We start from the raw sequence: 14,393 nt of genomic DNA, 5'->3' as shown, positions 1-14,393 counted from the left end.
GTTATTGCGAACGCACCCAGCTCAGGTAGTTGGTGTAGCGCTGATGCAGATACTTGAGCTTGAGCAGGTCGTCGTACAGATGGCCGTACAGCTTGCGGCCCTTGAGCTGCTCGGCCACCAGCCGTTCGATCTTGGTCAGGCGCGCCAGCGCTTCGCGCTCGGTCAGGCCGTCCAGGCCCTTGGCGAATTCGGCGGCGAAGTCGCCCACCGGATCGCTGCGGTCCAAATCCAGCCGGTCGTAGTCGGCGTTGGAGAGGTCGAACAGCCGGCGCAGCCAGCTCAGGCGGTCGGTGCGGTAGGCGGCGTTTTCCGGCAGGCCGAAGAACGGCGCGTCCAGGTCCGGCTGCAGTTTGTCGTGCAGCACGAAGGGCAGCACCTGGCGCACGTCGTCCAGCTCGACTTCCACGTTGCCGCGGAAGTAGGCCAACGCCTTGGCGTAGATCAGCAGCGTCATCAGGTTGCGCACCGAGATGCCGTTGAGGGTCTGGCAGCCCAGGTCCTTCAGGCGGTCGCGTCCGCTATCGGCGGCCACCACCTGGCTCCAGTCGAAGCCGGACAGGCGCGCGGTGTCCTTGGTCATGTATTCGAACTGGCCGCCGGCCGTCTCCAGCAGCTCGAACTGGCTGGTGAAAAACTCCAGCCGGCGCCGCACCGGTTCCGGCACCAGGATCTCGCGCACCTCGACGCCGATGCGGTCGACCTGCTCCGGCGTGAAGATGATCTCCGGCGGCACCAGCTCCTCGGGCTTGAGGTTTTCCTCGATGCGCACCAGCAGGTCGCCGAGGAAGCGCGGGTTGAACGACAGCGCCTGCACGATCACGTCGATACGGTCGCGCAGCGCCTCGATCACCTCGTAGGTGCCGCCGCCCTGGTCGTCGTTGGCGGTCAGGTACCAGGCGGACTCGGGGCATTCGTAGACGTGGTTAAGCACTTCGGCGTAGTTGTCGCCCATCAGCGTCAACAGCGCGCTCTGGGTGCGAGTGGGGATGCGGTTGTATTCGTCGATGATCTTGACCCGCATGCCCAGCCACGAACGCCAGGCGATGCGGATGTCGTCCATGCTCTGCGCGTTGACCAGGTCGGCCGGCAGCGGATTGCCAAGCAGGTCGGCGATGGTCATCTGCGGATGGCCGTGCTGCATGCCGCGCTTGACCTCCTTGACGGTGGCGCCGGACAGCACGCCCATCAGGATGGCGCTGGCGGTCTTGCCGCGTCCGGGGCCGCCGACGAACAGGCATTTGCGGCGCGTGGCAAAGGTCAGCAGCGGCAGCAGCACGAAGCTGGAGTAGCTCTGCGCCGAGGGCAGGCTCAGCGTGCGTTTACTGTCGCCAACCGTGTACGACTGGGCCGGGCCGTGGTTGTATTCGATGTCGTAGTGCGGGCTGATGATGGCGTTGTTGACGATCCAAAAATACGCCTGCCGCAGCTTCTCGTCCAGCGACTGGGCCGGGGCATCCTCCCCAGCGCCGAGCTTGACCGGGCCCTGGTACAGGTCGGCGACGTCGAACTGGCGCGGCTTGGGCGCGGCCTTGGGATTGGTGGGCGCCTTGGAGACGCGCTGGAACAGATTGAAAGGGGACATCCGCGCTTTCCAGTTGGGAAATTGGCAATACGCAGAGTATAGCCGAGGCGAGTCGGCGTTGTCGGACGGCTAGTCGGGCCAGAAATCGAACGACAGGACTTGTTCCACCCGCCACGGCAGCTCGATGGGAAAGACATCCAGCTGGGTCTGCGCTTGGGCATCCCTTACGGCGCGGCGATAGGTCTTTTCCAGCCATTGAGGATCATCCAACAGCGTTTGCAAACTGGGACAGTCCTCCAATGCGTCATCAATCGCCACCCGCTGGGTGCGCATGGTCTGCACCCAACTTGGACCACGATGCGATGCCAGGAATTGCCACTTCAACAGATGAGCGAGCAATACGGTCAGCCGGCTGCGCAACTCCTTCTTTTCCCGATGGCCCACATCCTCGATCTCCCCGGCGATGTTGTCGTGATCCAGCAATTCCCAGCGGCCGGCGCGCAGCAAGGCCGCCTGTTGCTCGGACCAGGCAATGATGTCGTCGTCGTATAAAGTGCCCATGATCCGGTTAGACCGGGCCAGGCTCTAAAAGTTCGGGACAAAAAAAAGCCGCCGGGGCGCTCCGGCGGCTTTTCTTCAAACTAGCTCGACTTACTGTGCGGCGGCGGCAGCGGCTTCTTCAGCAGCGGCTTTCATCGACAGTTTCAGGCGGCCGCGGTCGTCGGTTTCCAGAACCTTGACGCGAACTGCCTGGCCTTCTTTCAGGTAGTCGGCAACGGCGTTGACGCGCTCGTTGGCGATTTGCGAGATGTGCAGCAGGCCATCCTTGCCTGGCATGACCTGAACGATCGCGCCGAAGTCCAGCAGCTTCAACACCACGCCGTCGTAGGTCTTGCCCACTTCGACCGATGCGGTCAGCTCTTCGATGCGGCGCTTGGCTTCCTGGCCGGCGGCTGCGTCGACGGAAGCGATGGTGACCACGCCTTCGTCGCTGATGTCGATCTGGGTGCCGGTCTCTTCGGTCAGCGCACGGATGACTGCGCCGCCCTTGCCGATCACGTCACGGATCTTCTCTGGATTGATCTTGATGGTGATCAGGCGCGGTGCGAAGTCCGACAGTTCGGTCTTCACGTGCGGCATGGCTTTTTGCATTTCGCCCAGGATGTGCTCGCGGCCTTCCTTGGCTTGCGCCAGTGCCACTTGCATGATTTCCTTGGTGATGCCCATGATCTTGATGTCCATCTGCAGCGCGGTGATACCGTTGCGGGTACCGGCGACCTTGAAGTCCATGTCGCCCAGGTGATCTTCATCGCCCAGGATGTCCGACAGCACGGCGAACTTGCCGCCTTCCTTGATCAGGCCCATCGCGATACCGGCGACGTGCTCTTTCATTGGAACGCCGGCGTCCATCAGCGCCAGGCAGCCGCCGCAGACCGAAGCCATCGACGACGAACCGTTCGACTCGGTGATTTCCGACACCAGGCGCACGGAGTAGCTGAACTCTTCCGGTGCTGGCAGCGCGGCGATCAGCGCGCGCTTGGCCAGGCGGCCGTGGCCGATTTCGCGGCGCTTAGGCGTGCCCACGCGGCCGGTTTCGCCGGTGGCGAACGGTGGCATGTTGTAGTGCAGCATGAAGGAGTCGGTGAACTCGCCCATCAGCGCGTCGATCTTCTGGCTGTCGCGTGCGGTGCCCAGGGTGGCAACCACCAGCGCCTGCGTTTCGCCGCGGGTGAACAGCGCCGAACCGTGGGTGCGTGGCAGCACCGAGGTGCGGATCGAGATCGGACGCACGGTGCGGGTGTCGCGGCCGTCGATGCGTGGCTCGCCGTCCAGGATCTGGGTACGGACGATCTTGGCTTCCATGTCGAACAGGATGTTGTTCACTTCGGCTGCGTCGATTGGCGCGGCGCCAGCGGCGGCGGCTTCAGCGGCCAGGTCGGCCAGCACTTCGCTGGTGGCGGCCTTCAGCTTGGCGGTACGCTCTTGCTTGTCCTTGGTCTGGTAGGCTTCGTTGATCTTGCCGGCGGCGAAATGCGCCACGCGGCCGATCAGCGCTTCGTTCTTCGCAGGCGGGACCCATTCGACTTCCGGCTTGCCGCCGTCGCGCACCAGCTCGTGGATCGCGTCGATGACTGCTTTCATCTGGGTGTGGCCGAACACCACGGCGCCCAGCATGACTTCTTCGGACAGCTGCTGCGCTTCCGATTCCACCATCAGCACGGCGGTTTCGGTACCGGCGACCACCAGATCCATCTGCGAGGTCTTCAGTTGTTCAACGGTAGGGTTCAGGATGTACTGGCCGTTGGCGTAGCCGACGCGCGCTGCGCCGACCGGGCCGTTGAACGGTACGCCCGACACGCACAGGGCGGCCGATGCGCCGATCATGGCGGCGATGTCTGGATCGATTTCCGGGTTGACCGACAGCACGTGAATGATCACTTGCACTTCGTTCAGATAGCCTTCTGGGAACAGAGGACGGATCGGACGGTCGATCAGGCGGGATGTCAGTGTTTCTTTTTCCGAAGGACGACCTTCACGCTTGAAGAAACCGCCCGGGATCTTACCGGCAGCATAGGTTTTCTCAACGTAATCGACGGTCAACGGGAAGAAGTCCTGGCCTGGCTTGGCGTCTTTGCGCGCCACGACAGTGGCCAGCACCACGGTATCTTCAATCGATACCATGACCGCGCCGGAGGCCTGGCGAGCGATCTCGCCAGTTTCCAGCGTCACGGTATGTTGACCGTACTGGAAGGTTTTCGTAACTTTATTAAACATGGGTAATCCCTTTCTATTTGCCGACAGATTTTCAGGGGCTGTCGTTCACCTCACCACAGACGGCATGCCGTCTTTACTGCAACTGCTAAAACCCAGGAATTCCATGTCGCACTGCCAAGACGCTATTCTGCTTGGCAAGTTTTTCGCGGCGAAAATGACAAAATGCCCGCGTCAGCAAACTGGCGCAGGCATTTCGATTAAGCCGGATGACGCAATAATTACTTACGCAGACCCAGTTTAGCGATCAGATCGCGGTAACGGGTAGCATCTTTGCCCTTCAGGTAGGACAGCAGGCTCTTACGACGGTTAACCATCATGATCAGACCACGACGCGAGTGGTGATCCTTGCTGTGTGCCTTGAAGTGGCCGTTCAATTCGTTGATGCGTGCGGTCAGCAGCGCAACTTGAACTTCTGGGGAGCCGGTGTCTTTTTGACCACGGGCGTTGTCCGCGATAATGGCGGCTTTGTTGATGTTTTCTACGGTCATGATATTTACCTTTAACATGCGGTGCGCGGAGTCTGAACCCTGCCCACCGTGAACTTCAAAAAAAACTGATCCGAAGACCAGACCCGGAAGTATAGCGGAAAATCTTCCACATGTATCCTGTGTTGGCTACAATTGTTCTATCTTTCCGGTCCTATAGAGGGGTTTGCGATGAAAAAACTGATATTTCTGGCAATCTTGCCAGCTGCGCTGAGCGCCTGTGCCAGCCTCAACACCCCTCCAGTGGCCGCCGGCGAGCCCGTCGATGCCGTCAAGGCCAAGCTGGGCCAGCCCACCGCCACCTATGCCAACGGCCAGGACATCATGCTGGAGTACGCCGGCGGCCCGTTCGGCCAGTACACCCACATGGCCCGCATCGGCCCGGACGGCAAGCTGATTTCCTTCGAGCAAGTACTCAGCAGCGAGAAGTTCGCCACCATCAAGCCGCGCAAGGATAGCAAGCAAACCGTGCTCAGCACGTTCGGCCGCCCGGCGCAGCAGGTGCACTACGCCAGCGTGGACGGCGATGTGTGGGTGTACCGCTACAAGGAGCAGAACGTGTGGGATTCCGTGATGCATGTGGAATTCGACCGCAACGGCATCGTCCAGGCCATGGTCAACGGGCCGGATCCGGAACGGGAATCGCGTCGCCGCTAAAATGTAGCGAAGATACAAAGGAATTACGCAGTTTTACGCAGGATCTCCGCATTTTGTAGCCAAACTACTTTTTCAAGTAGATAATACGGCGACAAAAACGGAGATCCTCATGCATGCAAACGTGAAATTGGCCGAAACCGGCGGCGCCACCGCGCCCACACCGAAGCCGAAGCTGTCGTTCTGGGCCATCTGGAACATGAGCTTTGGTTTTCTCGGCATCCAGGCCGGCTTCGCCCTCCAGCAAAGCAACGTCCCCCGCATCTTCCAGACCATGGGCGCCGAGCTCGACAAGATCGGCTTCCTGATGACCGCCGCGCCGCTGGCCGGCCTGCTGGTGCAACCCATCATCGGCTACCTGAGCGACCGCACCTGGGGCCGCTGGGGCCGTCGCCGGCCCTACTTCTTCCTCGGCGCCGTGCTCGCCACGCTGGCGATGCTGGGCCTGCCGAACGCCACCCTGCTGTGGACCGCCGCCGCCATGCTGCTGGTGCTCGATGTCGCGATCAATATTTCGATGGAACCGTTCCGCGCGTTTGTCGGCGACCTGCTGCCGAAGGAACAGCTGACCACCGGATATGCGGTGCAAACCTTCTTCATCGGCGTGGGCGCGGTGGGCGCCTCGGCCCTGCCCTGGGTGCTGACGCACTGGTTCGGCGTGGCCAACACCGCCGCCGCCGGCAAGACGCCGGACTCGGTGGTCTATGCCTTCTATATCGGCGGTGCGATCTACCTGGGTGCCGTGCTGTGGACCGTGCTGCGCACCCGCGAATACTCGCCCGAACAGCTGAGCCAGTTCCATCCCGAACAGGAAGCGGAGGCGCACGCGCCGACCGGCCTGCGCGGCTTCGTCAACGACTACCTCAACATGCCGAAGATCATGGTGCAGTTGTCGCTGGTGCAGTTCTTCACGTGGTTCACCTGGTTCTCGATGTGGACCTACGGCACCGCCACGCTGACGCAGCACATCTACCACGCCACCGATCCCACCTCCGCGCTGTACAACGAAGGCGCCAACTGGTGGGGCGTGTGCGGCGCCGTCTACAACGCCGCCTCGATCGCCTTCGCCTTCGTGCTGCCACTGATCGCGACGCGCACCAGCCGCAAGACCGCGCACGCGCTGGCACTGGTCGTCGGCGGACTCAGCTTCGTGTCGATCTACTTCATCACATCACCGATGGTGTTGCTGCTGTCGTTCGCCGGCGTCGGGCTGGCGTGGGCCAGCACCTTGTCGATGCCGTATGCCATCCTCGCCGGGAAGATTCCGGGGAAGAAAATGGGCATGTACATGGGCATGTTCAACACGTCGATCGTGATTCCCCAGGTGGTGTCCGGCGTCAGCCTGGGCTACTTGCTGACGCATGTCTTTCATGGCAGCGCCGTGATGATGCTGGTGTTCGGCGGCGTCTCCATGCTCATCGCGGCGGCGCTGGCCACGCGTATTGAAGAGGACGAGTAGGACCAGTCCCACGGCATACTTGGGAGTGCGCCGACGCTGAACACGGCGGCCGGTTGCTAAGATTCCGGGATTCAATCGCCAGATGATCGGAGTCTTAAATGATCTTACGCACGCCGCCGGCCCGCCATGCCATCTGCACCGCCGCCCTGCTCGCCCTGAGCACCACCACCGCAATTGCTTGGGCCGATCCATCCCCGGCACTGGACCGCGCCAGCGTATCGGTCGGCGCCTACTACGCCAATCCGCGCATCAATTTCGAAGGCGACACCAACTACGGCCACATCGACAGCGGCAGCTACAAGGCCGACCATGTCACGTTGCCGCGCGTGAGGGCGCAACTGCTGCTGGGCGATACGCAGGGCCTGGACTTCGATTACTACAACTACAGCAAGACCTACAACCCCAGCCTGAGCGGCACCACCAACCGCAACGGCATTCCGCTGACCGGCAACGGCAAGCTGGACGCCAAGCTGAAGCTGGACCTGGCCAACCTGGCCTACAAATGGTGGCTGGGCAGCGGCAACGACGTGTTCGGCATCGGCGTCGGCGCCGCCTACTACCGCGCGCGGCTCGACGGCACCGCGAGCGGCGTGCTGAACGGGATCGCCGGCAACGCCAGCTACTCGGAAAATGAAAGCGCCTTCGCCCCCTTGCTGGAGCTGGGCTGGCGCCACGCGTTCTCGCAGAACGTGCGCATGTATGTCGATGCCAATGGCATCAAGAAGAACGGCGGCAGCATCCAAGGCCATATCTACGGCGGCGCCATCGGCGTGGAATGGTATCCGACGCCCGCCGTCGGCGTGGTGGCCGAATACAGCGCGACCAAGATCAGCCTCAATCGCGACCGCGATGCGACCGATGTGAACGTGCGCCTGAACGGTCCGGCGGCCTACGTCAAGTTCCGCTTCTGAGCCACGCGGCCAGCGCGGCCTTGCCGCTGGCCGGCACTTCCAGCGCGCGCGTATCGTCGCCGCGCCGCAGCCAGCCGCGTTCGATGAAATTGTCGAGCAATGCGACCGCCAGCGGCCCGGCGAAATGGTCGCGGCGTTCGGACCAGTCGACGCAGCCATACAACTGGCGCTGCGCCGGCGCGCCCTCGGACAACCGAATGCCCAGCTGGCGCATCTGCGCTTCGCCGGCCGGGGTGAGCGGATATTCGTGGCCGTCGCCCTCCCCCGGCTTCACCCAGCCATTGTCGACAAAGCAGCGGCACAGGTCCACGCCCAGCACACCGGCCAGGTGGCCGTAGCAGCTGCGCGCATGCCGCAGGCCGCGCATGGCCGGCGCCTGCCAACGCGTGGTCTCGGGCAGCGCGCCGTCGGCCACGCGCAGCAGCGCTTCCAGCGCATGGGCGACATTGCCGTCGGCGAGCATGTAGTAGCGGTGGCGGCCTTGCGCGCGCACGCTTGCCAGCCGCTCCTCCACCAGCAGTTTCAGGTGCTGCGACGCGGTCGGCGCGGACACGCCGGCATGCTGCGCCAGATCGGTGGCGGTGTAGAAGCGGCCGTCGAGCAGGCGTGACAGCATCAGCGCGCGGGTCGGATCGCCGATCGCGGCGGCCACGCGGGCGAAGCGCGGTTGCGGGGTGCTCATCGCGCGGCCACCGGTGGATGGAATGGCGGGGCCTCGTCGCGCTCCATCAAACCGTAGTCGCGGATCACGCTAGCCACGCGCAGGCGATAGTTGTCGAACACGCCGGCGCGGCCGGCGCTTTGCGCCTCGCGATGCTGCTCCTGCTCGCGCCAGGCGCGCACCGCCTGCTCGTCCCGCCAGAACGACAGCGACAACAGCTTGCCCGGAGACTTCAGACTTTGAAAACGTTCGATGGAAATGAAGCCGTCCATCTTTTCCAGCAGCGGCGCCAGTTGGGCCGCACGGTCGAGATATTCGGCTCGGCCTTCGGTACTGGGGATGACTTCGAATATCACGGCGATCATGCGGCGCTCCTGAGCAAAAAGTCGTTGACGGCATTGTAAAGGAGCCCGCGCGATGACTCCAGATGCATCAGGTGCGTGGCGCGCGGGAAGGTCTCGCAGCGCTTGATGCCGCTGCCCAGGGCGGCAAGCAGATTGACGGCGTCCGCCTCGGAACATACGCTGTCCCATTTGCCGCGCACCAGCAGCGTGGGCAGGCGAATGCGCGCGGGATCGTACAAGGCCTGGCCGGACCAGAGCGCGCGTACGTCGGCTTGCGGCCCGGAAGGCGTGAGCACGGCAGGCGGAGTACGGGTCGCGGCCTCGGCGTCCGTGGCCAGGAAGGCGATGCTCCATTGCTGGAAGTGCGCCTCATCGAGAACCTGCGGATGGCCGCGCGGGACATCCTCAACGAAGCGCCGGTACTGCGCCCAGGCTGTCAGCGGATAGTGCGAGCCCATGGCGGCGGCCTGCGCCTGGGATGTGTTGGCGGTGCTGGCGCTGTCGCGCCTCACGACAGGCGCGAACAGTGCCAACGCACAGACCTCCTGCGGATGCTCGCCCGCATAACGCGCCGCCACCGAGCCGCCCCATGAATGCCCCAGCAGCATGACGGGCCTGCCGCCATTGCGCTCGCGAACGGCGCGGACCACGCGGTGCAGCTGCGCCTGCACGTCGCTCAGGCCGCCGACGAGAACGCCGTCGTGCGGCGCATAACGTTCGGACGCGCCGTAACCGGCAAAATCAAATCCCCACACATTGAAACCGGCGGCGTTCAATTCATCGGCCCAACTGCGGCCATCGAACGCAAAGAACACCGAAAGATCGGCGCCGAACGTCGAGCCATGCACGTAGATCACGTCGCCCAGATCCTCGGCGGCGCGGCGGACCTGCAGCGCCAGCATCGGCGTTTCCATCAGTTTGATCATAGAAGCCTCCTGTCATCGAATCGACAAGATAGCCGCTGGACATGGCGCTTGCTTCGGTGTGGAACGAAGCGTCAGCTGCGCGCCGTATGGAAGGTGATCGCATAGCCATCGGGATCGGCGGCGGCGAAGAAGCGGCCGAAGGGACCGTCCGCAAGCGGGCTGAGTATCGTGCCGCCCCGCTGGACAATGAGGTCGTGCAGCGCATCAGCGTCGGCGCACGCGATCCAGAGCGCCATCCCCACGCCGAGCGGCCCCGCTTCGGGTAGCGCATGCAGAGGCACCCGCAGCGCCAGCGGGATCGGCTCGGTCTTGAAAATCACCGCGCCGGGAGGACAATGCGACGAGGCTTCGAAACCGAAGACCTCAAGGTAGAACTTGCGGGAGGCGTCGAGATCGCGCACCTGCAAGGCGATGAAGTCGGGGCCGATTGGTGTGGTGATGGTTGTCATGCCGGATCCTTTCAAGTAATATCAGCACCCTGATACTAATGTAAGGCCCCTGATATGTCAACGGAGAATTCGGCGCCCCGCAACGGAACCGACTGGATCGGCTACAACCTGAAGATCACGCAGCATCGATTGCGGCAACGCCTGGATGCAGAACTCGCGCGGCTCGGCATCACGGCGCCCCAGAATGCGGTGCTGCTGGCCATCGCGGGCAATCCGCGCATCTCGAACGCCGACCTGGCCCGCTCGGCCTTTGTGACGCCGCAGACCATGCAGGGGATCCTCGTCAATCTCGAACGCGGGGGGCTGATTGTGCGGAATCCGCATCCGGAACATGGCAGGGTTATCATGACCGAGCTGACGAAGGCCGGCCAGAGGGCCGTGGCCGACGGCGCGAAAGCCGCCGACGCGGTGGAGCGGCAGATGCTATCCAGGCTGTCAGCCGACGAGGCGCGGCAGCTCTGCGACTTGCTCAAGCGTTGCGCCGCCGCTCTGGACGATTAATCGTACCGATCACTGCGGCGACTGCCCCTGCTCCGGTGGATAGGTGATGCGCAATCCGTCGACGCAGGCAAAGGGCGTCAGCTTGTGGGGGCGCCGCTGGCGAGCGTCGATGATCTCGTCGACACGAACGCCACGCACCAGCAAGGCGTCGGCCACCAGCGAGCGGTGGCAGCGCCAGGGCACGGCTTCCGCGCACATCAGCGCGCAGGCCTTGTTGCGGCCCAGCTCAACGACCGCATCGACATTGTCCGCAAACTCATCGGTCTGCATGTAGTCGGCGTACCCGCGAAACGACAGGTTGCGCCAACCACTGTTGGGGGAATCTTTAAGCGGGCGGCGCAGGCCGCCCAGGCCCGGCAGGTAGCGGTATTCGATGCCAACCTCGTCCAGCGAGCCCGCCAGCTGGTCCTGGCCGAATTGCGGGTTGTGGCGCGATTTCGGCACCGTCCGGATATCGAGCACGCAGCCGATACCGTTCTGCCGCAGCAGGTCGATGAAGTCCTCGATCGACCGGTTCGAATGGCCGATGGTGCAGACGAGTTCCGGTGGCATGCGCGTCTTTCACGATCACTGTGCGGCCATTCTGCCACGGACGCGCAGCGCATGGCGCACCGGCCGGCCATGCCGTGCGGATCACTGGGCCATGCATCAACGGTTGATGGCGCTCACCAGTTGATTCGCACGTTTCGCTGATGGCGCATCGTTCGCCGGAAGATGCAGCCCGAACTACAAGACCTTCGGCGGCATGCCGTCGGCCGTGAGGTTCAATTCGTAAAACACCGGCTGCCCATCGCTGGCGGTGGACGCGTACCGGAATTGAACAAACTTCCGCGCCGCGCCTTCATGCGCGGGCACTTCCAGCTTGATGCTCTTCCCGTCCGGCAGCGTCGCGACAGGATGCATCGTCGCAAACCCACCAAGGCTGTCGCCGGCGCGCTTCAAGGTGCGCTCGGCATTTTGCGTTGCCTCCGGCGTGAACATGGCCGCGGCCTCCTTGAAGCGCTGGTGCTGCAGCGCATCCACGAATTGGCCGGCGGCCCGGTCCGGGCTGACGCCGCCATTGGCGGCCGCATGGGAAACGGTCGAGGTGAAAAGCGCAAGCGCGGCCAGGCTGATAACTTTGAATCGCATATTTGCTCAGGGTTGTGGATTGACGCGCTCGATCTTCGAGTGCAGCTTGTTCAACGCCGACAGGTAGGCCTTGGCCGAGGCGACGATGATGTCCGGATCGGCGCCCACGCCGTTGACGATGCGGCCTTCCTTCGACAAGCGCATCGTCACCTCGCCCTGCGACTGGGTGCCGGTGCTGATCGCGTTGACCGAGAACAGCACCAGCTCGGCGCCGCTGCCCACTTCCGATTCGATGGCGTTGACCGTGGCGTCGACCGGACCATCGCCCTTGCCCTCGGAGACGTGTTCCTCGCCGTCGATCATGAACACCACTTTCGCGCTTGGCGTCTGGCCCGAGCTCGATTGCTGGGACAGCGAGACGAAGCGGTAATACTCGCGCTCCTGCGCCTGCTCCTCGTCCGACACCAGCGCCAGGATGTCCTCGTCGAAGATGTCGGCCTTGCGGTCGGCCAGCTCCTTGAAGCGGACGAAGGCGGCGTTGATTTCCGCTTCCGATTCCAGGTCGATGCCCAGCTCCTGCAAGCGCTGCTTGAAGGCGTTGCGGCCCGACAGCTTGCCCAGCACGATCTTGGTGGCGGTCCAGCCGACGTCTTCGGCGCGCATGATCTCGTAGGTCTCGCGCGACTTCAGCATGCCGTCCTGGTGGATGCCGGAAGCGTGCGCGAACGCGTTGGCGCCCACCACCGCCTTGTTGGGCTGCACGGCGAAGCCGGTGATCTGCGACACCATCTTGGAAGCGGCGACGATCTGCGTAGTGTCGATGCCGACGTCGAGGTTGTAGTAGCCCTTGCGCGTGCGCAGCGCCATCACCACTTCCTCCAGCGCAGTGTTGCCGGCGCGTTCGCCCAGGCCGTTGATGGTGCATTCGATCTGGCGCGCGCCGCCGATCATCACTCCGGCCAGCGAGTTGGCCACGGCCAGGCCCAGGTCGTTGTGGCAGTGCACCGACCAGATGGCCTTGTCGGAATTGGGGATGCGCTCGCGCAAGCGGCGGATGGTCTCGCCGAAAATCTCCGGCACCGCGTAGCCCACCGTGTCAGGGAAGTTGATGGTGGTCGCGCCCTCCTCGATCACGCCTTCCAGCACGCGGCACAGGAAATCCTCGTCCGAGCGGCTGCCGTCTTCCGGGCTGAATTCGATGTCGTCGGTGAACTGGCGGGCGAAGCGCACCGCGTTGCGGGCCTGCAGCAGCACCTGGTCGGGCAGCATGCGCAGCTTCATCTCCATGTGCAGCTTGGAGGTGGCGATGAAGGTGTGGATGCGTTTGCGCTCGGCCGGCGCCAGCGCTTCGGCCGCGCGCGAGATGTCGCGGTCGTTGGCGCGCGACAGCGAGCAGATGGTCGATTCGCGCACCACCGAGGCGATCGCCTTGATGGATTCGAAGTCCCCTTGCGAGGCGGCCGCGAAGCCCGCTTCGATGACGTCCACCCGCAGCCGTTCCAGCTGCTTGGCGATGCGGACTTTTTCGTCCCTGGTCATCGAGGCGCCGGGCGATTGCTCGCCGTCGCGCAGGGTGGTGTCAAAGATGATGAGGCGGTTGGATGAGTTACTCATGATGGCTCCGTGGCTGTTGCTTCGTTGCTTGAATTCTCAGGGCCTGCCGCCCCTTGCGGTTTAGCGCCGTTCGCTCGGATCGTTGCTGTCCTCGTCGATCTGGATCAGGCTGACCTTCTTGCCCTTGGCCAGACGCCATGCGGACACCACATAGCCCGACAGGCCGTAGGCGATAAAGATCGGGAACAGCACCTTCGGCGGATCGATCGACACCAGCGCGAACACCAGCGCGATCAGGAACACCGCGATGAACGGCACCGACTTGCGGAAGTTCACGTCCTTGAAACTGTAGAACGGCACATTGGTCACCATGGTCAGGCCGGCGAACACGGCGATGCTCCACGAGACCCAGCTCAACTGGAGGCCAGGCACTTCCTGGTCCACCATCAGCAACACGAAGCCGGCCACCAGCGCGGCGGCCGACGGCGACGGCAGGCCCTGGAAGAAGCGCTTGTCGACCACTTCGATGTTGGTGTTGAAGCGGGCCAGGCGCAGCGCGGCGCCGGCGCAATAGACGAAGGCGGCGATCCAGCCCAGCTTGCCCAGGCCGCGCAGCGACCATTCGTAGATCACCAGCGCCGGCGCGGCGCCGAAGGACACCATGTCCGACAGCGAATCGTACTGGGCGCCGAATTCGCTCTGGGTGTTGGTCAGGCGTGCGACGCGGCCATCGAGGCCGTCGAGCACCATGGCGATGAAGATGGCCCAGGCGGAGTGTTCGAATTTCTGGTTCATCGCCATGACGATGGCGTAGAAGCCGCAGAACAGGGCGGCGGTGGTGAAGGCGTTCGGCAGCAGGTAGATTCCGCGATGGCGCGGCCGGTCGAGGTCCTCGCCCCTGGCGCGGCGTGCGAAGCGGCTAAAGCGCGACATCTGGGGCGTTTTGGCTTGGGCTGCGCCATTCTTGACTCGGCGGCGGGGGAATTTGGCCATAGGGTTCCGTTTCTGTTTAACTGATGATGTTGCTCCGTCATTATAGAGGAGCCGACCACAAAAAAGGGGACGGCGCGCCGTCCGCCCT

Annotated in this window: 16 protein-coding genes; 4 read left to right on the top strand and 12 right to left on the bottom strand. The window is 63.6% G+C overall.

The features are described 5' to 3' along the window. Position 1: 1 nt before the first annotated feature. The 4 genes from ACUJB0_RS07060 to rpsO all read right to left on the bottom strand — a co-directional run bounded on the left by ACUJB0_RS07060 (position 2) and on the right by rpsO (position 4,785). Positions 2-1,582, bottom strand: a complete 1,581-nt coding sequence (locus tag ACUJB0_RS07060) for an AAA family ATPase (protein ID WP_444844604.1) — start codon at positions 1,580-1,582, stop codon at positions 2-4. 69 nt (positions 1,583-1,651) lie between these two features. Continuing rightward, complete coding sequence (locus ACUJB0_RS07055) at positions 1,652-2,083, bottom strand: DUF29 domain-containing protein (protein WP_444844603.1); 432 nt, start codon at positions 2,081-2,083, stop codon at positions 1,652-1,654. Positions 2,084-2,173: 90 nt separating this feature from the next. Further along, on the bottom strand, positions 2,174-4,297 hold the full coding sequence (gene pnp, locus ACUJB0_RS07050; protein ID WP_444844602.1) for a polyribonucleotide nucleotidyltransferase: 2,124 nt from the start codon (positions 4,295-4,297) through the stop codon (positions 2,174-2,176). Between the two features lie 218 nt (positions 4,298-4,515). Then, positions 4,516-4,785 (bottom strand): 30S ribosomal protein S15, encoded by a 270-nt coding sequence (gene rpsO / locus ACUJB0_RS07045; RefSeq protein WP_008450438.1) that lies wholly within the window; start codon positions 4,783-4,785, stop codon positions 4,516-4,518. A 168-nt stretch (positions 4,786-4,953) separates the two neighbouring features. Here rpsO and ACUJB0_RS07040 point away from each other — a divergent pair, with 168 nt between their 5' ends. The 3 genes from ACUJB0_RS07040 to ACUJB0_RS07030 all read left to right on the top strand — a co-directional run bounded on the left by ACUJB0_RS07040 (position 4,954) and on the right by ACUJB0_RS07030 (position 7,806). Continuing rightward, a complete protein-coding gene (locus ACUJB0_RS07040) occupies positions 4,954-5,439 on the top strand; it encodes a putative periplasmic lipoprotein (RefSeq protein ID WP_161082269.1) in 486 nt (161 codons plus the stop codon). A 109-nt stretch (positions 5,440-5,548) separates the two neighbouring features. Next, positions 5,549-6,895, top strand: coding sequence for an MFS transporter (locus ACUJB0_RS07035; RefSeq protein WP_444844601.1), 1,347 nt, complete (start codon positions 5,549-5,551; stop codon positions 6,893-6,895). A 98-nt stretch (positions 6,896-6,993) separates the two neighbouring features. Then, positions 6,994-7,806: a porin family protein gene (locus ACUJB0_RS07030; RefSeq protein WP_444844600.1), complete on the top strand. Its 813-nt coding sequence runs from the start codon at positions 6,994-6,996 to the stop codon at positions 7,804-7,806. Here the strand turns inward: ACUJB0_RS07030 and ACUJB0_RS07025 are convergent. From ACUJB0_RS07025 to ACUJB0_RS07010, 4 genes are all read right to left on the bottom strand, one after another. Then, positions 7,790-8,488 carry an ArsR/SmtB family transcription factor gene (locus ACUJB0_RS07025; RefSeq protein ID WP_444844599.1) on the bottom strand — a complete coding sequence of 233 codons (699 nt, stop codon included), beginning with the start codon at positions 8,486-8,488 and terminating at the stop codon, positions 7,790-7,792. The two genes, ACUJB0_RS07030 and ACUJB0_RS07025, sit on opposite strands and share 17 nt — an antisense overlap. Further along, the gene (locus ACUJB0_RS07020; RefSeq protein ID WP_444844598.1) at positions 8,485-8,832 is read right to left on the bottom strand and encodes an antibiotic biosynthesis monooxygenase family protein; all 348 of its coding nucleotides are present in this window, start codon (positions 8,830-8,832) and stop codon (positions 8,485-8,487) included. Before ACUJB0_RS07020 ends, ACUJB0_RS07025 begins: the two co-directional genes overlap by 4 nt. Beyond that, positions 8,829-9,737, bottom strand: coding sequence for an alpha/beta fold hydrolase (locus ACUJB0_RS07015; RefSeq protein ID WP_444844597.1), 909 nt, complete (start codon positions 9,735-9,737; stop codon positions 8,829-8,831). The genes ACUJB0_RS07020 and ACUJB0_RS07015 overlap by 4 nt, the downstream gene beginning before the upstream one ends. A gap of 71 nt (positions 9,738-9,808) precedes the next feature. Continuing rightward, the gene (locus ACUJB0_RS07010; RefSeq protein WP_444844596.1) at positions 9,809-10,186 is read right to left on the bottom strand and encodes a VOC family protein; all 378 of its coding nucleotides are present in this window, start codon (positions 10,184-10,186) and stop codon (positions 9,809-9,811) included. A 54-nt stretch (positions 10,187-10,240) separates the two neighbouring features. On the opposite strand from ACUJB0_RS07010, the gene ACUJB0_RS07005 reads away from it, so the two are divergent. Next, positions 10,241-10,687, top strand: a complete 447-nt coding sequence (locus ACUJB0_RS07005) for a MarR family winged helix-turn-helix transcriptional regulator (RefSeq protein WP_444844595.1) — start codon at positions 10,241-10,243, stop codon at positions 10,685-10,687. Positions 10,688-10,696: 9 nt separating this feature from the next. Here the strand turns inward: ACUJB0_RS07005 and ACUJB0_RS07000 are convergent, their stop codons facing one another. From ACUJB0_RS07000 to pssA, 4 genes are all read right to left on the bottom strand, one after another. Continuing rightward, positions 10,697-11,239 (bottom strand): DUF488 domain-containing protein, encoded by a 543-nt coding sequence (locus ACUJB0_RS07000; protein WP_444844594.1) that lies wholly within the window; start codon positions 11,237-11,239, stop codon positions 10,697-10,699. A 174-nt stretch (positions 11,240-11,413) separates the two neighbouring features. Then, a complete protein-coding gene (locus ACUJB0_RS06995) occupies positions 11,414-11,818 on the bottom strand; it encodes a hypothetical protein (RefSeq protein ID WP_444844593.1) in 405 nt (134 codons plus the stop codon). 6 nt (positions 11,819-11,824) lie between these two features. Continuing rightward, on the bottom strand, positions 11,825-13,372 hold the full coding sequence (locus ACUJB0_RS06990) for a 2-isopropylmalate synthase (RefSeq protein WP_444844592.1): 1,548 nt from the start codon (positions 13,370-13,372) through the stop codon (positions 11,825-11,827). Between the two features lie 60 nt (positions 13,373-13,432). Further along, positions 13,433-14,305, bottom strand: a complete 873-nt coding sequence (pssA, locus tag ACUJB0_RS06985; RefSeq protein WP_117013442.1) for a CDP-diacylglycerol--serine O-phosphatidyltransferase — start codon at positions 14,303-14,305, stop codon at positions 13,433-13,435. Positions 14,306-14,393: the final 88 nt, after the last annotated feature.

The organism is Duganella caerulea, assembly GCF_040362985.1.
Lineage (GTDB): Bacteria > Pseudomonadota > Gammaproteobacteria > Burkholderiales > Burkholderiaceae_D > Rugamonas > Rugamonas vulcania.
The sequence above is the reverse complement of the archived record's forward strand: the minus strand, read 5'-3'. Positions and strand labels throughout refer to the sequence as shown.